Consider the following 24,525-nt stretch of genomic DNA (forward strand, 5'->3'; position numbering starts at 1 on the left):
TCAGCCCCCCTGCATTGGTGCGACCACTTCGACCCGGTCGCCGTCGGTCAGTTTGTGCGCAATACGCAGGCTTGACGGCACGAAATCTTCGTTCACGGCGGTGGCCACACGGCCCGAGAAGCCGCATTCCAGCAACAGATCCGACAGGGTTTCCGCGCGCACATCGCGCGTCTCGCCGTTAAGCACGATCTTCATCGACCATCTCCGAATGTGTGTTGTCCAATGCCAGATCAGCGACACCCCGCGCCAGTGCAGGGGCCAGCAGATAGCCATGGCGATAAAGCCCGTTGGCATAAATTGTCCGGCCCAATCGCCGGATACGCGGCAGGTTGTCCGGGAAAGCGGGGCGCAGATCGACACCGATCTCCAGCACCTCGGCCTCGCCAAAGGCCGGGTTCACGGCATAGGCCGCGCTGAGCAGTTCCAGCATCGAACGCGCGGTGATGCGGCTGCTGTCCTCGGATTCGATCATAGTTGCGCCCAGCATGTAGACGCCATCCCCGCGCGGAACGATGTAAAGCGGCATCCGCGGGTGCAACAGCCGCACCGGACGCGAAAGGTTCACATCGGGGCAACGAAGAACCAGCATCTCACCCTTCACGCCGCGCAGGTCGTGCAGATATTCGCGCGCGTGCAAGCCCCGGCAGTCTATGGCGTTGTCCAGTTGCACCGGAGCCAGCTTTCGGTGGAATTCCACGCCTGCGCCTTGCAGGTGACGATGCAGATCGCGCAACGCCTGACGAGGATCAAGGTGAGCTTCGTTTTCAAAATACAGAGCTTTGCCGAACTTGCTCAGATCAGGCTCTAATTCGAGTATTTTCGCACGATCAACCTCGCTGAACCCTTCGGTCCGGCGTGCAAACCGGCGCAGGTCGGGCAGGTCGCGCGCATTGGCAACGACAAGAGTTCCATGTCTGTTTACCTGCGTTCGCTGCGCCCACCATTCGATTGCTTCCTGCCCCAGCCGCAGCACCGGTTCTTCCGCGTTTTCAAATTCACACCAAGGGGCCAGCATCCCACCGGCCCACCAGGAACACCCATGCGGGCCGGGCGGGCCGCCCGGATCGAAAACCTGCACCTTTGCCCCGCGTGACACAAGCTCGCTGGCCACGGCCAGACCCGTTACGCCCGCACCTATAACCGACCAGAGTGTCATGCGGGCCAGATCCGGTGGAAGTGGTGCACAGGACCGTGCCCGGCACCAATCTTCAGCTCATCCGCCCGCGCGATGGCCCCTTGCAGATAATTATGCGCCTGCGCGATCGCATCCCTCAGCGGCAGACCCCTGGCCAGACCGGCGGCGATCGAAGACGACAGAGTGCATCCGGTTCCGTGGGTGTTTTTCGTGTTCTGACGCGGGGCCTGAAATGCGGCCACGACGCCTGAGGGGTCGACCAACAGATCGTGGCAGACATCGCCCGACCCATGCCCGCCCTTCATCAAAACCGCACCCGCGCCCAGAGCACACAGGGCCTTGCCTTGTGCGGCCATCTCGTCCGGTGATTGCGCCGGTTTCGCATCCAGCAAACATGCCGCTTCGGGCAGATTGGGTGTCAGCACAGTCGCTGCTGGCACCATCACTTCGCGCAGTGTCCGGACCGCTTCCTGCGCCAACAACGCATCTCCGGATTTTGCGATCATGACAGGATCAAGAACGACGAGACCTTTGAACGCTTCCAGGCCTCGGGCCACTGTGTGAATGATCTCTGGCGTGGCAAGCATACCGATCTTGATGGCCGTCACATCCAGATCGCTGAGCACCGCGTCGATTTGCGCAGCAATGACATCCAGCGGAACCCCATGCACCGCAGTGACGGCTTGCGTGTTCTGCGCCGTAACAGCGGTAATGACGCTTGCGCCGAATACACCCAGCGCCGACATCGCTTTCAGATCGGCCTGAATCCCGGCGCCTCCGCCGCTGTCAGATCCTGCAATGGTCAGGGCAATTGCCGCCATGTCGTTGCTCCATCTTCTTTGGGCAACGAGGTGGGGAAAACGTCTGTGTTCATAAGACCGTTCCCTACGCCGGAATTGCCCGGATCAGGTTCGATGGGTTAGCGCGGTCGCGCCTCTCAGCCCTTTCACAGGACACCCCAACGGTTGTCGCGGACAATTTCAGGGTCAGCGGTTGGAATCAAGACCCAATTTGGCAAATGCATTGCCACTTTTGGTCATCTGATAAGGCCAATTGAATGTCTTTAGGGAGTATTTTGCGAGGCTCTGCCTCGCGCTCCGGGATATTTAGAGCCAGATGAATAAAGGATCCCTGCTTCATCTGGCCGGAAATATCCCGGGGGAGGCGCCCGGAACGGGCGGCGGGGGCAGAGCCCCCGTAACTCTGTTTGTCAGCTTTTCATACCGTCCCAGAAGGATTTGACGGATGAGAAGAAGCTTTTTGATTCCGGGTGGTTATCTTCGCCCAGGTCATCAAACTCGCGCAGCAGTTCTTTTTGGCGGCTGGTCAGGTTGACCGGGGTTTCGACGGCCAGTTCGATGAACATGTCGCCAACACCGCCGCCGCGCAGCGCGGGCATACCTTTGCCGCGCAGGCGCATTTGCCGGCCCGACTGGCTGCCTGCCGGGATTTGCACCCGCCCACGGCCGCCATCGATTGTCGGAACCTCGATCGATCCGCCCAGCGCGGCCTTGGCCATGCTGACCGGTACACGGCAATAGAGGTTCACGCTGTCGCGTTCGAACAATTTGTGATCAGACACTTCCACAAAGATGTAGAGGTCGCCCGGAGGGCCACCGCGCATTCCGGCCTCGCCTTCACCTGCCAGACGAATACGGGTACCGGTTTCGACACCAGCGGGGATGTTGACCGACAAGGCGCGATCTTTTTCGACGCGGCCTGCACCTTTACAGGATTTGCAGGGGTTCTTGATGATCTGACCCAGACCCGAGCAGGTGGGGCAGGTTCGTTCGACCGTAAAGAAACCCTGTTGCGCCCGTACCTTGCCCATGCCGGAACAGGTGGGGCAGGTTGTCGGCTCGACCCCGCCTTCTGCACCGGTTCCTTCGCAGGAGGAACAGGCCACGGCTGTCGGTACATTGATGGTTTTCTGCTGACCCGAATACGCCTCTTCCAGCGATACGCGCAGGTTATAGCGCAGGTCCGAGCCGCGCGCGGCGCGTCGACCGCCACCGCCACGTTGCCCACCCATGAAATCGCCGAACAGGTCGTCGAACACATCCGAGAACGCGCTGGAGAAATCGCCCTGCCCAAAGCCGCCGCCAGGTCGGCCACCACCGCCCATGCCGTTTTCGAACGCCGCATGGCCAAAGCGGTCATAGGCCGCCTTTTTGTCGGCATCGCGCAGCACGTCATAAGCCTCGTTGGCTTCCTTGAACTGCGCCTCGGCATCCGGATTGTCCTTGTTGCGGTCCGGATGCAGCTCTTTGGCTTTCGTGCGAAAGCCTTTCTTGATCTCATCCGCCGAAGCGCCCTTGGACACGCCGAGCACTTCGTAATAGTCGCGTTTTGACATCAGTATTTCCTTCTGCCTCAACGTAAATAGGCCGGCCCGGCATCCGGACCGGCCTACATTGGCCCGGTTACCCGTTAGTTACGCTTGTCGTCGTCCAGATCTTCGAACTCGGCATCGACGATATCGTCATCACCATGTGCGGCATCTGCCGCGGCAGGCTCGTCCTCGGCCTCTTCGGACTGCGCCTTGTAGATGGCCTCACCCAGCTTCATCGCTGCTTCGGTGACGTTCTGGATGCCAGACTTGATCTTGTCGGCATTGTCGGTTTCCAGCTCGTCCTTGAGTGCGGCGATCGCCAGTTCGATAGCTTCGATCGTGGTCGGGTCGACCTTGTCGGCATGCTCTTCCATCGACTTTTCGGTCGAGTGGATGAGGCTTTCCGCCTGGTTCTTGGCGTCGACCAGCTCGCGGCGTTCCTTGTCGGCTTCCGCGTTCTCTTCGGCGTCCTTGACCATCTTTTCGATGTCTTCGTCGGACAGACCGCCCGATGCCTGGATAGTGATCTTCTGTTCCTTGCCGGTGCCTTTGTCTTTGGCCGAAACCGAGACAATGCCGTTGGCGTCGATGTCGAAGGTCACCTCGATCTGGGGCATGCCACGCGGTGCGGGCGGGATGTCTTCGAGGTTGAACTGACCGAGGATTTTGTTGTCCGCAGCCATTTCACGCTCGCCCTGGAACACGCGGATGGTCACGGCGTTCTGGTTGTCCTCGGCGGTCGAGAAGACCTGAGACTTTTTCGTCGGGATCGTGGTGTTGCGGTCGATCAGGCGGGTGAACACGCCACCCAGCGTCTCGATGCCCAGCGACAGCGGGGTTACGTCCAGCAGAACCACGTCCTTGACGTCGCCCTGAAGAACACCGGCCTGAATGGCGGCACCCATGGCAACCACTTCGTCCGGGTTCACGCCTTTGTGCGGCTCTTTGCCGAAGAACTTCGTGACCTCTTCGATCACTTTCGGCATCCGGGTCATACCACCGACCAGAACAACTTCGTCCACGTCAGCGGCCGACAGACCGGCATCTTTCAGAGCAGCCTGGCACGGCTTCATCGACTTCTTGATCAGATCACCGACCAGAGATTCCAGCTTGGCACGGGTCAGTTTCATGACCATGTGCAGCGGCTGACCGTTCGAACCCATCGAGATGAACGGCTGGTTGATCTCGGTCTGCGAGGTCGAGCTGAGTTCGATCTTGGCTTTTTCGGCGGCTTCTTTCAGACGCTGCAAGGCCATCTTGTCAGCAGACAGATCGACACCGTGTTCCTTTTTGAACTCATCCGCCAGGTAGTTGACGATGCGCATGTCAAAGTCTTCACCACCCAGGAAGGTGTCGCCGTTGGTCGATTTGACCTCGAACAGGCCGTCGTCAATTTCCAGAATGGTCACGTCGAAGGTACCGCCACCAAGGTCATAGACTGCGATGGTTTGGGTTTCCTGCTTGTCCAGACCATAGGCCAGAGCGGCAGCTGTCGGTTCATTGATGATCCGCAGCACTTCCAGACCGGCGATTTTACCGGCGTCTTTGGTGGCCTGACGCTGTGCGTCGTTGAAGTATGCGGGAACGGTGATGACCGCCTGCGTGACTTCCTCACCCAGATAGCTTTCCGCGGTTTCCTTCATCTTACCCAGAGTGAAGGCCGAAATCTGGCTTGGGGAGTATTTTTCACCGCGGGCCTGAACCCATGCGTCGCCATTGCCACCATCAACGATGGTATAGGGCACCATTTTCTTGTCTTTTTCGACTTCGGCATCATCCACACGACGACCGATCAGGCGCTTGACGCCAAAGATCGTGTTGTCGGGGTTGGTGACCGCCTGACGCTTTGCAGGCTGACCGACCAGTCGCTCATCTTCAGTGAAGGCGACGATCGAGGGCGTGGTCCGCGCCCCTTCGGCGTTTTCGATAACCTTCGGCTGCGAACCGTCCATGATGGCCACGCACGAGTTTGTGGTCCCGAGGTCAATCCCGATTACTTTTCCCATTTTTGCAATCCCTTTCTCTTCAAGGCGATGTCTCGACGACAGGACCCGTTTCGGCATCCCGCCCCCGATCTGATGTGCGCGACAGCACTACCATCGCGCGTCCCGGCGTATATAAGGGCGAGACCAGAGGCCTGCAAGCACCGTAGAACGCAGGTTTTAGGGATTCTGATGCCTTTTTTGGCAAGGAATTGGAAAGGATTGGGGTTTCTGGAATGGCGCGATTGGTTTTGCGGGGGTTCGATATCAGGAAAGGTTATCTTGATCCTGAGGCCCAGTCGCGGGTGATCGCGGATTTGCGCCCGATTCTGAAAGCTGCGCCCCTGTTCCGGCCTGTTACCCCCTCGGGCAAGGAGATGTCGGTTCGGATGACCTCGGCCGGTGATCTGGGTTGGGTGACCGACAATGCAGGATACCGATATCAGGATCAGCACCCCAAAGGTGGAATATGGCCGGAAATCCCCGCCACCATTCTGGATATCTGGCGTGATCTGGTCAGCACCGAGCGAGCGCCCGATTGCTGTTTGGTCAACTATTACGGGGAAGGCGCAAAAATGGGCCTGCATCAGGACAAGGACGAGGCAGATTTTTCATGGCCCGTCCTGTCGGTTTCGCTGGGCGACGATGCCTTGTTTCGGATTGGCAGCACGACGCGCGGCGGCAAGACCGAGTCGATCTGGCTGAGCTCGGGGGATGTGGTTGTCATGGGTGGTCCGGCGCGGCTTGCCTATCACGGTGTGGATCGGATCAGGTTCGGATCCTCGCGCCTGTTGCCCAAAGGCGGGCGCATAAACCTTACGCTGCGGGTCGCGCGCTAGCGGCGCGCATTCCAGCTTTTCGAGACGTGCTGACGGGTAAAGAATTCACCCATAAGACCGATCATCAACAGGGCGATTCCAACCCAGGCCGCGTATTCCCAGCTGGTGTTTCTTGGATAATAGTTGCGGAACACGAACCCGCGGGTCTGGTCGATGATGTGAAACAGCGGGTTCCAGGCAAACATCATCAACAGCCCGCCACCCAATGCGTTCGCAATGAACATCTTGCCGGAAAACACCATGTTCAGACGGCGATATATATTGGTTAGCATCGAAACGGTCGTCGGGGCCCACGGTTTCAACGCCATGAACACAAGCCCCACCGCGCAGCCGGTAAACCAGGCCAGCACCAGCATTGCGAAGGCGCCGCCGGGGTTCTGCACCTCAAGCGGAGCAACCGCGACACTGTAGACGAACAGGATGATGAACATGGCCAACAGGAACTTATAGAAAGTGCTGAAGGCCGCCGCGAGAATCGTGACCATAACGTTCATCGGCGAATGCAGCATCATCGGATTATTGGATGACCCAACCCCGGAAATCGCGCCAATCGATTGTATGTGCAACATGAACGGGAACACGCCCGACAGGACATACAGCAGAAATTCGCCCCTGATCCTGGCGACCCCGCCCCGGCCCATCAGCGACATGAGCAGATAGAACGTGACCATCATCACCAGCAATTGCACAACGTTGAGCAGGATCGCGATCACCGCATTCGGATGCTGCGCGCGCACGTTCCGCACCACCGCGTGGAACACCAGTTCCGCAGTCGTCAGTGCACTGCCCAACAGCGTTTGATTGCGCTTGAAATAGAACACTAAAAGGGTCTTTCCTGCCTCGTCGTCCCTAACCTGGCATGAATATCTTGCCGTTCGGTAACCGTCGCATCATAAGTCGGTCACGAGTTTGGATCAACAAACCACAGGAACGGAGCATTTTTGTGACCTACGACGCGCTTATTCCCGTCATCCGGCGTCTGGCCCTTGAGGCTGGCGACAGGATCATGGAAATCTACGAGGCAGACGATTTCGACGTCAAAGTCAAATCAGACTCCAGCCCTGTGACCGAGGCGGATGAGGCAGCCGATGCGCTGATTTCAGCCGGGTTGCGTCAGGCGTTCCCCGATATCCTGCTAATCACCGAAGAGCAGGCCGCCTCGCATTCCGAAAAAGGGGATACCTTTCTGATCGTCGATCCGCTGGATGGCACCAAGGAATTCATCAACCGTCGTGGCGATTTCACCGTCAACATCGCGCTGGTCGAGAACGGAACACCGACACGGGGCGTGGTCTATGCCCCGGCGCGGGGCCGCATGTTCTATACGCAGGCCGATGGTCAGGCAGTCGAGGAAACGGGCGCGTTTGACAAGGATGCACCCGGCACCCTGACCCCAGTATCAGTCTCTAACCCGGACAATTCCGCGCTTTTGGTCGTGGCCTCAAAATCGCACCGGGATCAGGCCACCGAGGATTACATCAACAAGTATCAGGTCAAGGACAGCAAAAGCGCGGGATCGTCTCTCAAGTTCTGTTTGGTTGCGACGGGCGAGGCGGATCTTTATCCGCGGGTCGGGCGCACGATGGAGTGGGACACGGCGGCAGGGCACGCGGTACTGGCCGGGGCCGGAGGCCAGGTTGTGCGGTTTGACGATCACGCGCCGCTTCTCTATGGCAAAGAGGGCTATGCGAACCCGTTTTTTATCGCGTACGCTCCGGGTGTTAAGTTGAAGGAGGCCTGATGTCAGTTCTGATCGCCATCCCCGCCCGTTATGCCTCGACCCGCTATCCGGGCAAGCCATTGGTGCCGCTGACCGGCGCGACCGGCGTTTCGATGACACTGATCGAACGGTCCTGGCGGGCGGCCACTTCTGTCGCGGGCGTGGACCGGGTTGTGGTCGCAACCGATGACGACCGCATCCGCGAGCTGTCCGAAGGCTTTGGCGCCGAGGTGGTGATGACCTCGGAAAACTGCCAGAACGGCACCGAACGCTGTGCTGAGGCGCACAAGGTTCTGGGCAGCGGATATGACATCGTGGTCAACCTTCAGGGCGATGCACCCCTGACACCGCATTGGTTTGTCGAGGACCTGATCACAGGGCTGCGCGCGGCACCCGATGCTGGCGTGGCCACACCCGTCCTGCGTTGCGACGGGGACGCTTTGAACAGCCTGCTGAATGACCGCAAACATGGCCGTGTTGGCGGAACAACCGCCGTGTTCGGGCGCGACAACAGCGCGATGTATTTCTCGAAAGAGGTCGTGCCTTTCACCTCAGAAACCTATGGCGGGGATGAACCCACGCCGGTGTTTCACCATGTCGGCGTCTATGCCTATCGGCCCGATGCGTTGGCGGCCTATCCGGGCTGGCCAACAGGCCCTCTGGAAAAGCTGGAAGGTCTTGAACAACTCAGGTTCATGGAAAATGGCCGCAAGGTTCTGTGCGTCGAGGTTGACGCCAAGAGCCGTCAGTTCTGGGAGCTGAACAACCCGCAGGACGTGCCCAAGATCGAAGAGATGATGGCTGCGATGGGGCTGGAGTAGCCGGTTTTGCCCATGACGCCCCGCGGTTCCCATATCTCGATGACAGGCAATCTGGTTCCAAAGGACGCTTCATGAAACCAATCCTCGTGACCGGTGGTGCCGGATATATCGGGTCGCATGCCTGCAAGGCGCTTGCGCAGGCGGGCTATGTTCCCGTGACCTATGACAATCTGGTCACCGGCTGGCAGGATGCGGTGAAATACGGGCCGTTTGAACAGGGCGACCTGTTGGACCGGGCACGCCTGGACGAGGTTTTTGCCAAACACAAGCCGGTTGCGGTGATGCATTTTGCGGCGCTCAGCCAAGTGGGCGACGCGATGCAGCAGCCCGGTTTGTACTGGTCGAACAATGTGACCGGATCGCTGACGCTGGTCGAGGCTGCGGTTGCGGCGGGCTGTCTGGATTTCGTGTTCTCGTCCACATGCGCCACCTATGGCGAACATGACAATGTGGTGCTGGACGAGGCCACCGCCCAACACCCGCTGAATGCCTATGGTGCATCGAAGCGCGCGATCGAGGACATCCTGAGGGATTTCGAAGCGGCCCATGGGCTGCGCCATGTCATTTTCCGGTATTTCAACGTTGCTGGTGCCGATCCCGAAGGCGAAGTGGGCGAATTTCACCGGCCAGAAACTCACCTGATCCCCCTGATGCTGGATGCGATTGATGGCAAGCGCGAGGGTTTGACCGTTTTTGGCACCGATTACGATACGCCGGACGGCACATGTATCCGCGATTATGTCCATGTCTGTGATCTGGTCGACGCACATGTTCTGGGGCTGGGCTGGCTGGAACAGGGAAAAGAAAGCCGTGTTTTCAATCTGGGCACCGGCTCGGGGTTTTCCGTGCTTGAGGTGATCGAGCATTCCAAATCCGTTACCAACCGTCCGGTACCGTATTCGGTCGGTACCCGACGGGCGGGCGATTGCACCAAGCTGGTGTCCGGCTCTGTCCGCGCCCAAACCGAACTGGGATGGAAGCCGAAAAGGTCAACGTTAGAGACGATGATTGCGGATGCCTGGCGCTGGCATCAGAACGGCCACTACGAGAAATGAGGCCCCGGTGACGTCCAATACGGTTCAGACACTTCCTGATATCGGTTGGCAACAGGAATACCGGTTGCGCTGGAAACGGCGACGCCTTCTTTGGCGCTCGATGCGCAGCCGACATCAACTGACCTGCCTGAAAGATCAGACAAGCAGAATACGGGGCGGCGACGTGCTGGCCTTTACCACCTTGCGCAATGAGATTACCCGCCTGCCGTGGTTCTTCCGTCACTATCGCCAGCTGGGCGTGAACCATTTTCTGATCGTCGACAACGGCAGCGATGACGGATCGGCTGAATTTCTGCAGGATCAACCGGATGTTTCCCTTTGGCAGACCCGGTCCAGCTATCGCGGATCACGCTTTGGGCTGGACTGGCTCAGCTGGCTACAGATGCGTTACGGCCATGGCCACTGGTGCCTGATGGTCGACGCGGATGAGTTGCTGGTTTATGCCCGGCACGACCGCCATTCCCTGCATGAGCTCACAGAATGGCTGGACCGGCAGGGGCGGGCCGGGTTTGGCGCATTGATGCTGGATCTGTATCCAAAAGGGCCGTTGGGCAGACAAACCTATGACCCGGAAACGGACCCGATCGAGGTGCTGAACTGGTTTGACGCAGGACCGTATCGCGCGCAGCGGCAAAGCCCGATGGGAAACCTGTGGGTTCAGGGCGGCGCACGCGAGCGGGTGTTTTTTGCCCAGACACAGCAGCGATCCCCGACGCTGAACAAGATCCCGCTGATGCGCTGGTCGCGGCGATATGCCTATGTAAACTCGTGCCATTCCGCCCTGCCCCGCCGCCTGAACGCAGTGTATGACGGGCCAGCCGGCGACACCCCGTCCGGCGTTCTCCTGCACACGAAATTTCTGCCGGACATTATTGAAAAATCCAAAACTGAAAAGCTGCGCCGCCAGCATTTTCATGACCCGAACCAGTTCGGCACGTATTACGATCAGATACTCAGTCAACCAGACATGTGGACCCCGCACTCGGTGCGCTATACCGGCTGGTCGCAGTTGCTGGAGATGGGGCTGATGCGTGACGGCGGCTGGTGTTGAAAACAAATCCAAAGGGATCAACGGCACCTTTACCACTTCCGGGGTTTAAAAAAGTTGCCTCAGAAGAGGTAGAAGTGGCATAAACCGACAATGTCCTGTCGCACCAGCGGTCGCGGCGGGTTCGGGGAAAGCTCGCGTCATAATAAAGGTTGGGCAGTCGCGTGAGCCTGTTTGATTCATACAAGATGAGATTGCGGCGCAAGCGCCGTATTCTGCGCTGCCTCAGACGTCGGCGCGAACTTAAGCCCGCCAGCAACAACACGTCTGCCATCCGCCGTGACGATATCCTGTTGATGAGCGTTGTGCGAAACGAGAAAATTCGCCTGCCCTATTTTCTGGAATATTACCGCAAACTGGGCATCGACCATTTTCTGTTCATCGACAATGACAGCGATGACGGCAGTTTCGAATTCCTGAAACAGCAGTCCGATGTATCGGTCTGGCGGACGACTACCAGCTACAAACGTGCCAGCTATGGTCTGGACTGGTCAAATTACATTCTGCGCAAATACGCGCATGGACATTGGGTTCTGAGCGTCGACCCGGATGAGTTTTTCATCTACCCCTTCTGCGACACCCGCCCGATCCGCGCCTTGACAGACTGGCTGGACGGAAGTGCCGTACGCAGCTTCGGCACCATGCTGATCGACATGTACCCCGAAGGACCCGTGGATGCCGAAACCTATCGCGAGGGGCAGGATCCCTTTGAGATTGCGCGGTGGTTCGATCCGGGGAATTACACGATCACCAAGAACCCGGATTACAAGAACCTGTGGATTCAGGGGGGTGCGCGGGCGCGTGTGTTCTTTCGCGACAAGCCATCCAAAGCCCCGGCACTGAACAAGATCCCGCTGGTCAAATGGGATCGGCGGTATGTCTATGTCAGCTCGACCCACTCGCTTTTGCCGCGCGGGCTGAATCAGGTGTACGATGAATGGGGTGGGGAAAAGGCCAGCGGTTCGTTGCTTCATGCCAAGCTGGTCGACACCCTTGGCGACAAGGCGCGTGAAGAATTGCAACGCCGCCAGCATTATAGCGGTTCGGGCGAATACAAAGCCTATGCCGCACAGCTTGAAGACAAGCCCGTATTCTGGTGCGAGTGGTCCGAGGCCTATATCAACTGGCGGCAGCTTGAGATTCTGGGCCTGATGTCAAAGGGAAACTGGGCATGAGCGGTCTGGGCGTCGTCATGCTGGTTCATACCTCGCTGGACCGGGCCGAACAGGTCGCGCGTCATTGGACCGCTGCCGGATGCCCGGTTGTGATCCATGTGGATCGCAAGGTGCCCGGTGAAGAATTTGCGCGATGCGTCGCGTCCTGTTCCGACAACCCCCGGATCGCATTTTCTGACCGGCATCAATGCGACTGGGGCGGGTGGGGCATCGTTGCTGCCTCACAAAGCGCGTCCGAACTGATGCTGGAGCAATTTCCGGAAACGCGCCACGTCTTCCTGTCGTCGGGGGCCTGCCTGCCGCTGCGCCCGGTTCAGGAGCTGATCGATTACCTGGCCGACCGGCCTCGTGTCGATTTCATCGAAAGCGCGACAACGTCTGATGTCAGCTGGACAATCGGCGGGTTGGATCATGAGAGGTTTACGCTACGGTTCCCGTTTTCCTGGCGAAAACAGCGCGGATTGTTCGACGCATATGTAAAGCTTCAGCGCGCGGTCGGGTTTCGCAGGAAAATCCCCGACGGTCTCGTCCCGCATATGGGCAGCCAGTGGTGGTGCCTGACCCGTCAAACACTGTCTGCCATTCTGCAGGACCCCAAGCGCAAACAATATGACAGCTACTTCCGCCATGTGTGGATTCCGGATGAAAGCTATTTCCAGACATTGGCGCGGCTGTATTCCACACATATCGAGAGCCGATCCCTGACCCTGTCCAAGTTCGACTATCAGGGCCGCCCGCACATCTTCTACGACGATCATCTGCAATTGCTGCGGCGGTCAGACTGTTTTGTTGCCCGCAAGATCTGGCCCCGTGCGGAACGGCTGTATCAGGCGTTTCTGACCGATCAAGCAAGTGCGATGAAACCGGCCGAACCCAATCCCGGCAAGATAGACCGCGTGTTTTCCAAGGCGGTCGAGCGGCGGACAAGGGGGCGTGACGGGCTTTACATGCAAAGCCGGTTTCCCCGGCACGGCAGTGAAAACGGCCTTACCTCGTCACCCTATTCCGTATTTCAGGGCTTTTCCGAACTGTTTGAAGATTTCGAAGATTGGCTGGCCGCGGCCACTGGCACACGCGTGCATGGGCATCTGTTTGGACCCGAGCGTGCGGAATTTGCAAAGGGTGAAACCATCACAAACGGTGCGCTCAGCGATTGTGCTTTGCTGCGGGATTACAATCCAACGGCCTTTCTGTCGAACCTGATCTGGAACACACGCGGCGAACGCCAGTGTTTCCAGTTCAGCCCCCGCGACACGCAGGACATCAACTGGTTTCTGGCGCGGGACAAGAATGCGCAAATCTCGGTCATCACAGGGGCCTGGGCAATTCCGCTGTTCCGGTCGAACCTGAATTTCTCGGACATCCGGAGCGAGGCCGCGCGTCTGCAACAGATCGAAACCAAACAGCTTGAGGTTTTGACCTCGGTCTGGACCAAGGCGCGGATGCGCAGCTGGTCTCTGGCCGATTTCATTGAAGCGCCGATGGAGCCCTTGCAGGCGATCCTGGATGAGATTGGCGCGCATCAAGCCAGTCACCTGACAGAAGCGCCCACAATGGTCGATCTGTCCGGCTTCGGGAAGTTCCTGCAAAACCTCAAGAATCAGGGTATGCACCCTTACCTGATGGGCGATTTCCCTTCGGACGATGTGTTCGGCCATCAGACGAAACCCTATCGCAAACCCTATCTGGTGCAGTAATTACCCATGCCAGCCAATTTTGATTACTTCGTTGTTCTGGCTGCCATGCGCACAGGGTCGAACCTTCTTGAGGCCAATCTGAACGCGCTGGACGGGGTTTCCTGTCATGGCGAAGCCTTTAACCCGCATTTTGCCGGCAACCTGAAGTCCGATACCCTTCTGGGTCTGTCGCTGGAAGACCGCGATGCAGATCCGATGCGACTGTTGAAGGCAATCCGGTTGGCACCGGGTGGCTTGAACGGTTTTCGGTATTTCCAGGACCACGATCCGCGCATTCTGAAGCCTGTGCTGAATGATCCGCGCTGTGCCAAGATCATTCTAACACGCAATCCGCTGGACAGTTTTCTGTCCCTGAAAATCGCGCGCACCACGCAGCAATGGCTGCTGAAGAACGTGAAGCGCCGCGTCGATGCCCAGGTTGCATTCGACGGCGCTGAGTTTTCTGAGTATCTCGATCAGGTCCACGGCCATCAAGACATGTTGCGGCAGCATTTACAGAAGACCGGTCAGACTGCCTTTTTTATCACCTATGACGACCTGGCCGAGTTGGACGTTCTGAACGGTCTGGCCGCATGGCTGGGGGTTGAGGCGCGGCTGAGCAAGCTGGACGATACTCTGAAACCGCAAAACCCGGCACCTGCCGTATCGAAGGTCACCAACCCCGATGAGATGCAAGACGCTCTGTCCAGGCTGGACAGGTTCGGATTGCACCAGCCCACCCGTTTCGAGCCAAACCGAGGGGCGGCGGTACCGCAGTATATTGCCGCAGCCACATCAAATTTGATGTATTTGCCCATTCGCGGCGGAATAGAGCCTGTTATCTCGCAATGGATGGCCGAGCTGGATGGCTGTTCTGCGGACGATCTGGTCACAAACCGGAACCGCAAGGAAATCCGCGCCTGGATGCAAGACCACCCCGGACACCGGAAGTTCACCGTGTTGCGCCACCCGCTGGCACGGGCGCATTCGGCGTTTTGCCAGTACATTCTGGATACCGGGCTTGGCAGTTACAAGATGGTTCGCAATTACCTGCGCAACCGCCTTGACCTGCCGATCCCCGGGCAGGTGCGCGACACCAATTACTCGGTCGAACAGCATCGGGATGCGTTTCTGGCGTTCCTCGGGTTCCTGCGCATGAACCTCAACGGTCAGACGCCGATCCGCGTTGACGGGACGTGGTGCAGCCAGTCCCGCACGCTGGATGGTATTGCCAGCTTTTTGATGCCGGACCTGATTCTGCGGGAAGAAGAGCTGACCACGGCTCTGCCGGATCTGGCCTGCTCAACAGGCCACCCCAATCCGCCGGTTCCCGGCCCGTGCGCGCAAGATGTTCCGTTTACGCTGGATCAGATCTATGACGAACAGCTTGAAGCGCTGGCATCCGAGGTCTACCAGCACGACTATGAAACATTCGGGATTGCAGCGTGGGCGCCTGTGCCCCCTAAGGGCGCAGGGTGATCAGCGTCCCTCGGTTGACCATCGCATAGATTTCTTCGATCTCGTCATTCTTGACCGCGATGCATCCCGCGGTCCAATCCGGAGTTTTCTTGGCGCGTTTGAACTCGGATCGTAGATTTGGCTGCCCGTGAATGAAGATGTCCCCACCGGGATCAACTCCCGCAGCCTTAGCCTTGGCGATGTCCTGAGAGTTGGGATACGATATCCCGATAGACAGGTGATACCGGCTGTTGGGGTTGTGCCGATCGATCAGGTAACTTCCTTCGGGCGTGCGGCCGTCTCCGCGTTTGGTTTTTGTGCCCTGCGGCGCAAATCCCAGATCCACATCATATTCCTTGAGGACTTTTTCGTGGTGCAACAAATAAAGTTTGCGCGCGCCCTTGTTGACCACCAGCGAGGTGACCTCGGGCCCATCATAAGTCAGAAAATTTGGTCGGGCTGATGCACAAGCCGATAGGCCCAGCGTTGCTACCGCCCCCAATCCGAATGCTCGACGATCCATGTTTCACTGCCTGCTTTGTTTTTTTGGGGCTTATTATGCCAAAAAACGCGAAAACTGAAATCACTTTTTGATGTTCAAGTTTTCGGTCAGATGCCGCTCGATGCTCTCCAAGCGTTCCAGAACCTCATCACGATACGCATCAGTTTTGACCTCATCCTCTGCATGGTGCGCGTCCTGCATGGAATTTACGATCAGACCCACCAATAGGTTCACCACCGCAAAGGTTGTGACCATAATGAAGGGGACGAAGAACAGCCAGGCATAGGGATAAACCTCCATCACCGGGCGGACGATCCCCATCGACCAGCTTTCAAGCGTCATGATCTGAAACAGTGTATAGGCCGACAGGCCAAGATCGCCGAACCAATCCGGGAAGGTTGCCGAGAACAGCTTGGTCGAGATCACGGCACCGATATAGAACAGAATTGCCATCAGCAGGAAAACACTGGCCATTCCCGGTAGGGCCGAGATGAACCCTTCAACCACCCGGCGCAGTCTTGGCGCAACGGAAATCACGCGCAATACCCGCAGGATTCGCAGGGCTCGCAGAACGGAAAGACCTCCGGCGCTGGGAACAAGCGCAATGCCGACGATCAGGAAATCGAAATTGTTCCAGCCGTTTGTGAAAAACCTGCGTCCGGTCGCGGTCAGCTTCATGGCGATTTCCGCCACAAAGATCGCAAGGCACAGCTTGTCCAGCATCACGATCAGCGGCCCGGCGGCTTCCATCAGGGTCGGCGACGTCTCCATCCCCAAAAGCACTGCGTTAAAGATGATGACAGCCGTTATGAATTGCCCGAATGCAGGCGCTTCGATGATGTTCAGCAGACGCTGTCTGAAACCCATGGGTCGCTTTCTCCTGTCTGATCAAGATGCGGCGTTCAGGGTAAACCGCGCAGCAAGTTCCGTATGTGACGACCATCGAAACTGGTCAACGACCTGCACCCATTCAAGGGTATAGCCAGCGTTAACCAATATTTTTGCATCGCGCGCGAAGGTGACGGGGTTGCACGAGACATAGGCAATCACCGGGCGTCTGGCCTGTACCAGCTCGGCCACCTGTGCCTCGGCACCAGCGCGGGGCGGGTCCAGAACGACTGCGTCAAACGATTTCAGTTCATCCGGCATCAATGGACGACGGAACAGGTCGCGGGCCTCGGTCGTCACGCGTTTCAGACCTTGCGCCCTGCGCCAGCCCTGATCCAGCGCCTGCACCATGTCCGTGGCACCTTCGACCGCGTGAACCTCGGCTTTTTCTGCCAGAGGCAATGAGAATGTGCCGCTGCCCGCAAACAGGTCAACAATCCGTTTCGCACCCCGTGTTGCCTCGGAAACGGCCTGTAATAGAGCCTGTTCTCCGTCCTTGGTCGCCTGAAGGAAGGCACCGGGTGGTGGCGTGACGGCGGCGGCCCCAAAGCGCTGAACCGGAGCGTGGCGCATTGCGATCACTTCACCATCCCAGCTGAGCCGCGCCAGACCATGTTTTTCGGTTTCCTGCGCGAGTGCCAGTTCCAGCGGCCCATCCAGGGGCTTGCCGCCCTTGACGGCCACATCCAGCCCGCCTTCGGACAGGGTGAGCGTGACGGCCAAGACGCCCTTGCGGCTGCCGCCCAGAACCGCCAGCGCCTCGGCCACGGGAATTGCGGCGATCAGGGCCGGGTCAAGCAATAGGCAATCCGGGATTTCGGTGATCGTATCCGATGCACGTCCATGGAACCCGGCCAATGTACCTTTCTTGGTCCGCCTGACGGCAATCGTGGCGCGTCGGCGTGAGTGTTCGGGAGATGTGTGTGTCGGACGCATCGGCGCCTCAAGCCCCTGCGCGAACAGGGCGTTGCGGACAATGCTCAGCTTCCAGTCGGCGACAAACGCGTCGGAGGCGTGTTGCAGCTGACAGCCGCCGCAGGCTTTGTAATGGCGGCACGGGGCTTTCACCCGGACATCAGACGGTACTTCGACGCGGATATCGGTCAGCACCTGATCAACAAGGGTGCCGCTGACAACCTCACCCGGAAGGGTGCGCGGAGCGTAAATGGGCCCATCAGCGATGCCGTCGCCCTGATGGCCGAGCCGGGTGATTGTGTATTTCTGCGTCATGAGGGGCCTGATAGCCGGGCTTTGGGTTCAACAAAACCCTTATTCGGCAGCTTCCGCCTGAATGAAACCACCAGATTGCCGATGCCAGAACCGGGCATAAAGCCCGCCCTGATCCAAAAGATCCTCGTGCGTTCCGGTTTCCACGATTTGCCCCTGATCCAGAACGATGATCCGGTCCATCTCGCTGAGCGTCGACAATCTGTGGGCGATGGCCAGAACGGTTTTGCCCTGCATCACCCGATGAAGCGCCGATTGAATCGACGCCTCGACCTCGGAATCAAGGGCTGAGGTTGCTTCGTCCAGAACCAGAATTGGCGCATCCTTGAGAATGGCGCGTGCAAGGGCGATCCGTTGCCTTTGGCCACCGCTGAGCTTTACGCCACGCTCGCCCAGATGAGCGTCATAGCCGGTGCGGCCATGGCCATCCTTGAGGCTCAGGATGAAGTCATGCGCTTCGGCCTTGATTGCTGCTTCGATCAACTCGGCCTCGGACGCGTCCGGGCGACCATAGAGGATGTTTTCGCGGGCAGACCGGTTGAACATCGCCGTTTCCTGCGTGACCATGCCGATCTGGCGGCGCAAACTGTCCTGCGTGACCTGCGACACGTCCTGCCCGTCGATGCAAATAGCGCCGTTTTCCCTGTCATAGAGCCTAAGAAGCAGCGAAACGAGCGTTGATTTACCCGCCCCTGAGGCGCCGACAATTCCCAGCTTCTCGCCCGGTTTCACAGTCAGCGTCAGATCCGTAACACCGCCCACATCCCGGCCGTATGCAAAACTGACATCTTCAAACGTGATGGACCCTTCGGTCACATCAAGATCCTTCGCGCTGCGCGCATCTTCGACCCTGTCCCGTCTGGCCAGCGTCTTCATCCCGTTTTCAATCTCGCCCACATTGGCATAGAGGCCCATCAACGTGAAGCTGACCCATCCGGTCATCTGCGAAATGCGAACCGACACCGCGCCCGCAGCAACGATGTCACCTGCGGTTGCCATTCCGAACTGCCACAACCACAGCGTCGCCCCCAGCAGGAGAACAGGCAGAATGCCGGCAAGCGCCATCAGGACGAACCGGAAACTGGCCGACAGCTTGCCGAACGCCAGTGATTTTTTCCGCAGCTCGACCATTGAATGCCGCGCGGCCTGATCTTCGAAATCCGAGTGTGCAAAAAGCTTGACGGTTTTGATGTTGGTGATCGTGTCAACCACCTGCCCCGAAACCATCGCCCGCGCCCCGGCGCGTGCGGCCGAGCGCATGCGAATACGCGGCAGGTACCAGCGCACAAGCAGGAAATAGACCACCAACCAGGCCGCAAAAGGCAGCATCACCAAAGGATGAATAGACCCTAACAAAAGCAAAGATCCCACCAGCGACGCCAATGCAAACACTATCGCACTGATCGTTTCGGACACGACCGAGGCCATGGCGTTCGACGTCTGCATTTGTTTCTGGGCAATGCGCCCGGCGAAATCATCGTCGAAATAGGTGACAGACTGGCCCAGCGTCCAGCGGTTCAGCTTGGCCAGCACCAAAGGTGTGATGTTTGGCATCACGATATAGTTATTCGAAATTGAAGACAGCCCAAACAGGATCGGGCGCAGCAGCATGAAGAACACCACCGCCCCAAAGATCATCCACATATTCCCGGCGGTCATGAAATGCTCGGGCCCGCTGGATGTTGCCACATCGATCACACGCCCCAGAATCCACGCTGTTCCAGCCTCCATCGCGCCAGCCAGCGCCGAAAAGAACGCGGCGACAAACAGCATGGGCCAGGCGCCCGAAAGGCTCCAGCGAATGAACGCCCCCAATGTCTGCGGCGGGGGCGTTTCAGTGGTCCTGAACGGATAGATGAGATCGGCAATCTTCATTCAGCGGCCTCCGGGTTCATGAAGCCGCCAGATTGCCGCGCCCAGAACTGCGCGTAAAGGCCACCCTGCGCCAATAGATCAGAATGCGCGCCCTCTTCGACGATGCGGCCCCCGTCCATCACCAGAATGCGGTCCATTTGCGCAATGGTGCTGAGCCGGTGCGCGATGGCAATCACGGTCTTGCCCAGCATCATTCCGTAGAGCGTTTCCTGAATTGACGCTTCGACCTCGGAATCCAGCGCCGATGTCGCCTCGTCCAGCAAAAGGATTGGTGCGTCTTTCAGGATCACCCGGGCCAGCGTTACCCGCTGCCGCTGACCACCGGACAACTTTACGCCCCGCTCACCCACATGCGCGTCATACCCGGTGCGCCCCTGCGGGTCTTGCAGGTCAAGGATGAACGCATGCGCTTCGGCCTGTTTGGCTGCGGTAATCATCTGCGCCTCGGTCGCATCCGGGCGACCGTAAAGGATGTTGTCACGCACAGACCGGTGCAGCAGCGCACTGTCTTGCTGGACCATGCCGATATGGCTGCGCAGGCTGTCCTGCGTGACGCCCGCAATGTTCTGATCATCGATCAGAATGGCACCGCGTTCGACGTCGTAAAACCGCAAAAGCAGTTTTACCAGAGTCGATTTCCCGGCACCCGACCGCCCAATGAGACCGACCTTTTCACCGGGCTGAATGGTCAGGTTGATGTGGTCAAGCCCACCAGCCTCGCGACCGTAATGGTGCGAGAGATCCCGGATCTGAATTTCTCCTCTGGTCAACCGCAGGGGTTTGGCTTCGCGCGCGTCAAGCAGGTCGATGGGCTGGGCAATGGTCTCCATCCCCTCGGCCACGATACCAAGCTGGCGGAAGAAGCTGGTCAGCGCCCACATGATCCATCCGGTCATGGCGTTCAGTCGCAGGGTCAGTGCGGTTGCTGCCGCGACGACACCAACCGAAGCGGAACCCTGCATCCACAAGGCAATTGCCCAGCCCACGACACCCACGATCAGCACCCCGTTTAGGGTGACCAGAACCGCATCCATGATGGTGAAGATCCGCATCTCGATCTGGAATGTCCGGCGGGTTTCCTCGATCGCTTCGCGGGCATAGTCCAGCTCTTGCGGGCCGTGCGCGAACATCTTGACGGAATGAATGTTTGTATAGCTGTCCACGACGCGGCCCGTAACGGTTGACCGCGCATCGGATGCCGCCTTGGACGCCGGCCCGACACGGTGAACCGTCCAGCGCACCAGCATCGCGTAGAACGCAAACCAGATCAGCAGCGGGATTAGCAGACGCGCATCCGCCGCATAAAGCAGGATTGCCGCCCCGATCAGGTAGGCCAATGAAAAGGAAATCGCATCAAAGACCTGAAAGATCACCTCACCCGCCGCGGGCGGTGTCTGCATGATCCGGTTCGCAATCCGTCCGGCAAAATCATTCTCGAACCAGCCAACCGACTGACGCAGTACGTGCTTATGGGCGCGCCAGCGGATCAGAGTGCCAAAGTTCGGCAGAATCGTGTTGTTCAGGATCAGTACGTCGACCAGATGCAACAAAGGGCGCAGAAACAGGACGAAGGCCGCGATCAACAGCAGCTCGGTCCCGTGGTTCTGCCACACCTCGGTCGGGGTGCCACCCAACAGGTCGACGACACGACCCATATAATAGATCAACCCAATCTCGACACCGGCGACGATAATGGAAATCAGCGCAGCCCAGACAAACACCCGATAGAACGGGCGCGAATAGTCAAGCAGAAACGGCCACAGCCGGGTCGGCGGCGTGTCAGCCTCATGATAGGCGACAAAAGGGTCAACAAGGTTTTCGAAATAGCGAAACATGGAGTGTGCTCCGATTGAGCAGAGATAAAGACGTGCGAAGACAGATGGCGCCTGAACACCACCCTTTACGGGGCAAGTGTCCCGGCTTTAGCCGAACCAGATCCCGTAATACATTCGCATTCCTCCATCCATGTGACGGGCGCACCTAACCACAATGGACCAAAGTTGTCATCCCCTTTTGAGACTAAACATTAACTTGCAAGCAAGTCCTCGCGCGACAGCGCAAAACCCGACGCGATCCACCGGCTTTCAAGCTCGGCCAGCTTTTGGCCCAGCGCCGGGCCGGTAAACCCGGGGATCAGGTCTTTGGCCTGTATCGGGAAACGCGCGGCTGCGCCTGCGTGCAGGTCCTGTCTGAAGCTTTCGGACCAGGGCTGTTCGAAAAACGCGCACCGCAGAAGGGTTTTGTTCAACCCGCCTTCGTCACCATACCGATAGCCCAGTTCAGCCACGCTGGTGGTTGACTGCGCTTCGCTCCGCATTCCGGTAAGGCGTTGCAGTTGCGAACGGCTCAGGCGCAGGGTTGCGGCGTCATCGGGTGTCGCGATGGCCGCCAGACGGCGCACGGGGTTCGGTTCGGCACCTGCCGCATGTTCCAAAGCGACCAGAGGTGCCAGTGACCGGTCATCCGCGCCCGGCAGCAACTTTGCCAATACGCCCGTGCTGCGCATCGTCGCAATGGCCGGGGCCGGATCAGGCGCGCCCAGCAGCTTCAGCAGTTCCGCCCCGACGCGTTCCCGCGACAACGAGGTCAGCCCGTCAAGATTGGCACCAATGGCAGCCAGCGCGTCCGGGTTGAAACCGGCATCCGGGTCGCCATACCATGCGTGAAACCGGAAATAGCGCAGTGACCGCAGATAGTCTTCGCGAATGCGGTCCTCAGCCTCACCGATGAACCGCACCAGCCGGGCCTGAAGGTCGGGAAGCCCGTTAAGCGGGTCTAACACAGTGCCATCGGGCCTTGCATAAAGTGCATTCATGGTAAAATCGCGCCGCGCAGCATCTTCTTCGACGTGATCGGAAAAGGCGATGACGGCGCGGCGACCATCGGTTTCGACGTCACGCCGGAAAGTGGTGATCTCGTGCGGGATACCGGCGCTGACCACTGTAATCGTGCCATGGTCGATACCGGTGGGGATGGCCTTGAGGCCGGCAGCCTGCGCCATCTCGACAACCCGTTCAGGCCGGGCATCAGTGGCAATGTCGATATCCGACACCGGCGCGCCCAGCAGCGCATTGCGCACGCACCCACCCACAAAAAGCGCCTGCGCCCCGGATGAGGTCAGGGCGGCGCATACCTTTTGGGTCGCCGGTTCGCTGACCCAAAGCTCCTCAATCTGCATCATTCATTCACCCGCGCTGCAAGCCCGCGCAATATGCGGGCCGTCGCACCCCATATGTAATAAGGGCCGTACGGAACTGTGTAATATCTGCGTTTTTGTCCGCGCCAACGGCGCGATTCCACCAGATAATTCTTGGGATTCAAAAGATGCGCAAGGGGGGTCGAAAAGACTTCGTCGACTTCGCCGGGTTCCGGAACAGGTTGAAATCCCTTTCGAAGAACGGCCACCACGGGTGTGACCGTGAAAGAGGTGACTGTTTCATGCGTCGGCAGATAACCCAGGATTTCGGGAAGGTCCGCAGGAAGGCCGATCTCTTCCTGTGCTTCGCGCAGGGCCGTTGCCGTGACATCCGCATCCCCTTCGTCCTGTTTGCCGCCTGGAAACGCGATCTGACCCGGATGGTGTTTGAGGGCCGAGGACCGTTTCGTCAGGATCACCCGAGGGGTGTCATCTGCAAGCGAGATTGCGACAAGAACCCCCGCCGGGCGCAGGCGACGCCCGGGCGGCAGGACGGTATCCGGGTTCAGGTCAAAGTCGCTGGACCCGTGACCGGGACGGCGCAGCGCCGCCCGGATCTGTTCAATCGGGTCAAGCACCCTTGCGGTCTTCGGCTTCAAAGCCAACCGTTGACGGATCGAGCACATAATGTGCGCCGCAGAATTGGCAATCGGCGGTGACCTGACCTTCGGGCGTCGTCATCTTTTCGAGGTCCTTTGCCGAATAGATCGACAAGCTCTGCCGCACCCGGTCTTCGGAGCAGGTGCAACCAAACTGCACGGACTGCGCATCAAAGACCCGTGGCTGTTCTTCGTGGAACAACCGGACCAGCAAATCAGTCGGCGCAATCGAGGGACCAATCAGCTCAAGATCCTCGACCGTGTCCAGCAGGATATTGACCCGACCCCAGTTTTCACCCTCTTCACCGTCGACCAGATCGCTGGCGGTCAGGATCTCGCCATTGCCCTCACCCGAGGCGGCAAATGGCGAGGCTTTGGGCATATGCTGCAACATGATGCCGCCGGCACGCCAGTGTTCATCCACGCCGGGCTCGGTCGATTTGCCAAAGCTCAGCGAGAACCGGGTTGGCAGCTGCTCAGACTGTGCAAAATAGGCCTCGGCGCAGGCGCTGAGAGAGGCCCCGGTCAGCGGAGTGATGCCCTGATATGGCTGTGTGCCTTCGCCCTGATCTATCATGATGGCAAAATACCCTTCGCCCACCTGATCGAAGGGTGTCGCATCTGTCAGCCGGTCACGGTCAAAGCTGGCATAGGCCCGGATCTGCGCCGGCTGGCCTTCGGCCTTGGGTGCGTAATAGTCGGTCGCAATCATGCGCACAGGCCCCTTGGATTGCACCTGCAACGACAGTTTCCAGCGCAGCGCAACCGTCTGCCCGATCAATGCGGTCAGCAGGGCCATCTCGGCCACCAGCGCCTCGACCTGTTCGGGGTAGTCATGCTGCTTGAGGATGCCATCCAGCACACCATCCAGACGAGCCACACGGCCACGCATATCCGATACATCGAGTTGAAAGGGCAGGACGGTATCGTCCCACGCGATTTTCGTTCCAAGAGACATGGGGTTTCCTTACGCGCCACAGGTTGGCATACCGGCACC

Annotated in this window: 22 protein-coding genes and 1 riboswitch; of the genes, 8 read left to right on the top strand and 14 right to left on the bottom strand. The window is 58.8% G+C overall.

Features of this window, described 5'->3' with window-relative positions; translation table 11 throughout:
- The 5 genes from thiS to dnaK form a co-directional block, all read right to left on the bottom strand.
- The gene (gene thiS, locus ACR0EK_RS08610; protein WP_209506920.1) at nucleotides 1-195 is read right to left on the bottom strand and encodes a sulfur carrier protein ThiS; all 195 of its coding nucleotides are present in this window, start codon (nucleotides 193-195) and stop codon (nucleotides 1-3) included.
- A complete protein-coding gene (gene thiO, locus ACR0EK_RS08615; RefSeq protein ID WP_480898638.1) occupies nucleotides 179-1,156 on the bottom strand; it encodes a glycine oxidase ThiO in 978 nt (325 codons plus the stop codon). The genes thiS and thiO overlap by 17 nt, the downstream gene beginning before the upstream one ends.
- Nucleotides 1,153-1,956 (bottom strand): bifunctional hydroxymethylpyrimidine kinase/phosphomethylpyrimidine kinase, encoded by an 804-nt coding sequence (thiD, locus tag ACR0EK_RS08620; protein ID WP_480898640.1) that lies wholly within the window; start codon nucleotides 1,954-1,956, stop codon nucleotides 1,153-1,155. Before thiD ends, thiO begins: the two co-directional genes overlap by 4 nt.
- 44 nt (nucleotides 1,957-2,000) lie before the next feature.
- Nucleotides 2,001-2,106: riboswitch (TPP riboswitch) on the bottom strand.
- 239 nt (nucleotides 2,107-2,345) lie between these two features.
- Entirely contained in the window at nucleotides 2,346-3,491 is a 1,146-nt protein-coding gene (gene dnaJ, locus ACR0EK_RS08625; protein WP_480538354.1) for a molecular chaperone DnaJ, read from the bottom strand.
- 74 nt (nucleotides 3,492-3,565) lie between these two features.
- Entirely contained in the window at nucleotides 3,566-5,473 is a 1,908-nt protein-coding gene (gene dnaK / locus ACR0EK_RS08630) for a molecular chaperone DnaK (RefSeq protein WP_480482473.1), read from the bottom strand.
- A gap of 212 nt (nucleotides 5,474-5,685) precedes the next feature.
- On the opposite strand from dnaK, the gene ACR0EK_RS08635 reads away from it, so the two are divergent.
- The gene (locus tag ACR0EK_RS08635; protein WP_480967743.1) at nucleotides 5,686-6,288 is read left to right on the top strand and encodes an alpha-ketoglutarate-dependent dioxygenase AlkB family protein; all 603 of its coding nucleotides are present in this window, start codon (nucleotides 5,686-5,688) and stop codon (nucleotides 6,286-6,288) included.
- Here ACR0EK_RS08635 and ACR0EK_RS08640 read toward each other — a convergent pair.
- Entirely contained in the window at nucleotides 6,285-7,109 is an 825-nt protein-coding gene (locus ACR0EK_RS08640) for an ABC transporter permease (protein WP_480909897.1), read from the bottom strand. The genes ACR0EK_RS08635 and ACR0EK_RS08640 overlap by 4 nt on opposite strands.
- A 122-nt stretch (nucleotides 7,110-7,231) precedes the next feature.
- Between ACR0EK_RS08640 and cysQ the strand changes: the two genes are divergently transcribed.
- From cysQ to ACR0EK_RS08675, 7 genes are all read left to right on the top strand, one after another.
- Nucleotides 7,232-8,029: a 3'(2'),5'-bisphosphate nucleotidase CysQ gene (cysQ, locus tag ACR0EK_RS08645; protein WP_480967744.1), complete on the top strand. Its 798-nt coding sequence runs from the start codon at nucleotides 7,232-7,234 to the stop codon at nucleotides 8,027-8,029.
- Nucleotides 8,029-8,829, top strand: coding sequence for a 3-deoxy-manno-octulosonate cytidylyltransferase family protein (locus ACR0EK_RS08650; RefSeq protein WP_480622656.1), 801 nt, complete (start codon nucleotides 8,029-8,031; stop codon nucleotides 8,827-8,829). Before cysQ ends, ACR0EK_RS08650 begins: the two co-directional genes overlap by 1 nt.
- 71 nt (nucleotides 8,830-8,900) lie before the next feature.
- Nucleotides 8,901-9,884: a UDP-glucose 4-epimerase GalE gene (gene galE / locus ACR0EK_RS08655; RefSeq protein WP_480622657.1), complete on the top strand. Its 984-nt coding sequence runs from the start codon at nucleotides 8,901-8,903 to the stop codon at nucleotides 9,882-9,884.
- Between the two features lie 7 nt (nucleotides 9,885-9,891).
- On the top strand, nucleotides 9,892-10,935 hold the full coding sequence (locus ACR0EK_RS08660; protein WP_480967745.1) for a glycosyltransferase family 2 protein: 1,044 nt from the start codon (nucleotides 9,892-9,894) through the stop codon (nucleotides 10,933-10,935).
- Between the two features lie 185 nt (nucleotides 10,936-11,120).
- Nucleotides 11,121-12,107: a glycosyltransferase family 2 protein gene (locus ACR0EK_RS08665; RefSeq protein ID WP_480967760.1), complete on the top strand. Its 987-nt coding sequence runs from the start codon at nucleotides 11,121-11,123 to the stop codon at nucleotides 12,105-12,107.
- Nucleotides 12,104-13,804 (top strand): DUF5927 domain-containing protein, encoded by a 1,701-nt coding sequence (locus tag ACR0EK_RS08670; protein ID WP_480967746.1) that lies wholly within the window; start codon nucleotides 12,104-12,106, stop codon nucleotides 13,802-13,804. The genes ACR0EK_RS08665 and ACR0EK_RS08670 overlap by 4 nt, the downstream gene beginning before the upstream one ends.
- A gap of 6 nt (nucleotides 13,805-13,810) precedes the next feature.
- The gene (locus ACR0EK_RS08675; RefSeq protein WP_480967747.1) at nucleotides 13,811-15,262 is read left to right on the top strand and encodes a nodulation protein NodH; all 1,452 of its coding nucleotides are present in this window, start codon (nucleotides 13,811-13,813) and stop codon (nucleotides 15,260-15,262) included.
- Here the strand turns inward: ACR0EK_RS08675 and ACR0EK_RS08680 are convergent.
- From ACR0EK_RS08680 to hslO, 8 genes are all read right to left on the bottom strand, one after another.
- On the bottom strand, nucleotides 15,246-15,764 hold the full coding sequence (locus ACR0EK_RS08680) for a L,D-transpeptidase family protein (protein WP_480486947.1): 519 nt from the start codon (nucleotides 15,762-15,764) through the stop codon (nucleotides 15,246-15,248). The two genes, ACR0EK_RS08675 and ACR0EK_RS08680, sit on opposite strands and share 17 nt — an antisense overlap.
- A 60-nt stretch (nucleotides 15,765-15,824) precedes the next feature.
- Nucleotides 15,825-16,610, bottom strand: a complete 786-nt coding sequence (locus ACR0EK_RS08685; RefSeq protein WP_480486945.1) for an ion transporter — start codon at nucleotides 16,608-16,610, stop codon at nucleotides 15,825-15,827.
- Between the two features lie 21 nt (nucleotides 16,611-16,631).
- The gene (locus tag ACR0EK_RS08690) at nucleotides 16,632-17,861 is read right to left on the bottom strand and encodes a class I SAM-dependent RNA methyltransferase (RefSeq protein WP_480898663.1); all 1,230 of its coding nucleotides are present in this window, start codon (nucleotides 17,859-17,861) and stop codon (nucleotides 16,632-16,634) included.
- A 39-nt stretch (nucleotides 17,862-17,900) separates the two neighbouring features.
- Nucleotides 17,901-19,733, bottom strand: coding sequence for an ABC transporter ATP-binding protein (locus ACR0EK_RS08695; protein ID WP_480967748.1), 1,833 nt, complete (start codon nucleotides 19,731-19,733; stop codon nucleotides 17,901-17,903).
- On the bottom strand, nucleotides 19,730-21,568 hold the full coding sequence (locus tag ACR0EK_RS08700; RefSeq protein WP_480967749.1) for an ABC transporter ATP-binding protein: 1,839 nt from the start codon (nucleotides 21,566-21,568) through the stop codon (nucleotides 19,730-19,732). Before ACR0EK_RS08700 ends, ACR0EK_RS08695 begins: the two co-directional genes overlap by 4 nt.
- A gap of 191 nt (nucleotides 21,569-21,759) precedes the next feature.
- Nucleotides 21,760-22,914: a CCA tRNA nucleotidyltransferase gene (locus ACR0EK_RS08705; RefSeq protein ID WP_480898670.1), complete on the bottom strand. Its 1,155-nt coding sequence runs from the start codon at nucleotides 22,912-22,914 to the stop codon at nucleotides 21,760-21,762.
- Nucleotides 22,911-23,507 carry a CoA pyrophosphatase gene (locus ACR0EK_RS08710; RefSeq protein WP_480898673.1) on the bottom strand — a complete coding sequence of 199 codons (597 nt, stop codon included), beginning with the start codon at nucleotides 23,505-23,507 and terminating at the stop codon, nucleotides 22,911-22,913. Before ACR0EK_RS08710 ends, ACR0EK_RS08705 begins: the two co-directional genes overlap by 4 nt.
- A complete protein-coding gene (hslO, locus tag ACR0EK_RS08715; protein ID WP_480482504.1) occupies nucleotides 23,500-24,486 on the bottom strand; it encodes an Hsp33 family molecular chaperone HslO in 987 nt (328 codons plus the stop codon). The genes ACR0EK_RS08710 and hslO overlap by 8 nt, the downstream gene beginning before the upstream one ends.
- Nucleotides 24,487-24,525 lie beyond the last annotated feature (39 nt).

It is taken from the genome of Ruegeria sp. AE4 (assembly GCF_056542185.1).

What these genes read in the sequence shown, in the direction of transcription:
- ACR0EK_RS08670 (WP_480967746.1), top strand. Translation starts at nt 12,104, where the DNA reads ATGAGCGGTCTGGGCGTCGTCATGCTGGTTCATACCTCGCTGGACCGG.
- ACR0EK_RS08685 (WP_480486945.1), bottom strand. Translation starts at nt 16,610, where the DNA reads ATGGGTTTCAGACAGCGTCTGCTGAACATCATCGAAGCGCCTGCATTC.
- thiS (WP_209506920.1), bottom strand. Translation starts at nt 195, where the DNA reads ATGAAGATCGTGCTTAACGGCGAGACGCGCGATGTGCGCGCGGAAACC.
- ACR0EK_RS08690 (WP_480898663.1), bottom strand. Translation starts at nt 17,861, where the DNA reads ATGACGCAGAAATACACAATCACCCGGCTCGGCCATCAGGGCGACGGC.
- ACR0EK_RS08635 (WP_480967743.1), top strand. Translation starts at nt 5,686, where the DNA reads ATGGCGCGATTGGTTTTGCGGGGGTTCGATATCAGGAAAGGTTATCTT.
- thiO (WP_480898638.1), bottom strand. Translation starts at nt 1,156, where the DNA reads ATGACACTCTGGTCGGTTATAGGTGCGGGCGTAACGGGTCTGGCCGTG.
- ACR0EK_RS08680 (WP_480486947.1), bottom strand. Translation starts at nt 15,764, where the DNA reads ATGGATCGTCGAGCATTCGGATTGGGGGCGGTAGCAACGCTGGGCCTA.
- dnaJ (WP_480538354.1), bottom strand. Translation starts at nt 3,491, where the DNA reads ATGTCAAAACGCGACTATTACGAAGTGCTCGGCGTGTCCAAGGGCGCT.
- ACR0EK_RS08665 (WP_480967760.1), top strand. Translation starts at nt 11,121, where the DNA reads ATGAGATTGCGGCGCAAGCGCCGTATTCTGCGCTGCCTCAGACGTCGG.
- ACR0EK_RS08705 (WP_480898670.1), bottom strand. Translation starts at nt 22,914, where the DNA reads ATGATGCAGATTGAGGAGCTTTGGGTCAGCGAACCGGCGACCCAAAAG.
- thiD (WP_480898640.1), bottom strand. Translation starts at nt 1,956, where the DNA reads ATGGCGGCAATTGCCCTGACCATTGCAGGATCTGACAGCGGCGGAGGC.
- galE (WP_480622657.1), top strand. Translation starts at nt 8,901, where the DNA reads ATGAAACCAATCCTCGTGACCGGTGGTGCCGGATATATCGGGTCGCAT.
- ACR0EK_RS08650 (WP_480622656.1), top strand. Translation starts at nt 8,029, where the DNA reads ATGTCAGTTCTGATCGCCATCCCCGCCCGTTATGCCTCGACCCGCTAT.
- hslO (WP_480482504.1), bottom strand. Translation starts at nt 24,486, where the DNA reads ATGTCTCTTGGAACGAAAATCGCGTGGGACGATACCGTCCTGCCCTTT.
- ACR0EK_RS08695 (WP_480967748.1), bottom strand. Translation starts at nt 19,733, where the DNA reads ATGAAGATTGCCGATCTCATCTATCCGTTCAGGACCACTGAAACGCCC.
- ACR0EK_RS08700 (WP_480967749.1), bottom strand. Translation starts at nt 21,568, where the DNA reads ATGTTTCGCTATTTCGAAAACCTTGTTGACCCTTTTGTCGCCTATCAT.
- dnaK (WP_480482473.1), bottom strand. Translation starts at nt 5,473, where the DNA reads ATGGGAAAAGTAATCGGGATTGACCTCGGGACCACAAACTCGTGCGTG.
- ACR0EK_RS08675 (WP_480967747.1), top strand. Translation starts at nt 13,811, where the DNA reads ATGCCAGCCAATTTTGATTACTTCGTTGTTCTGGCTGCCATGCGCACA.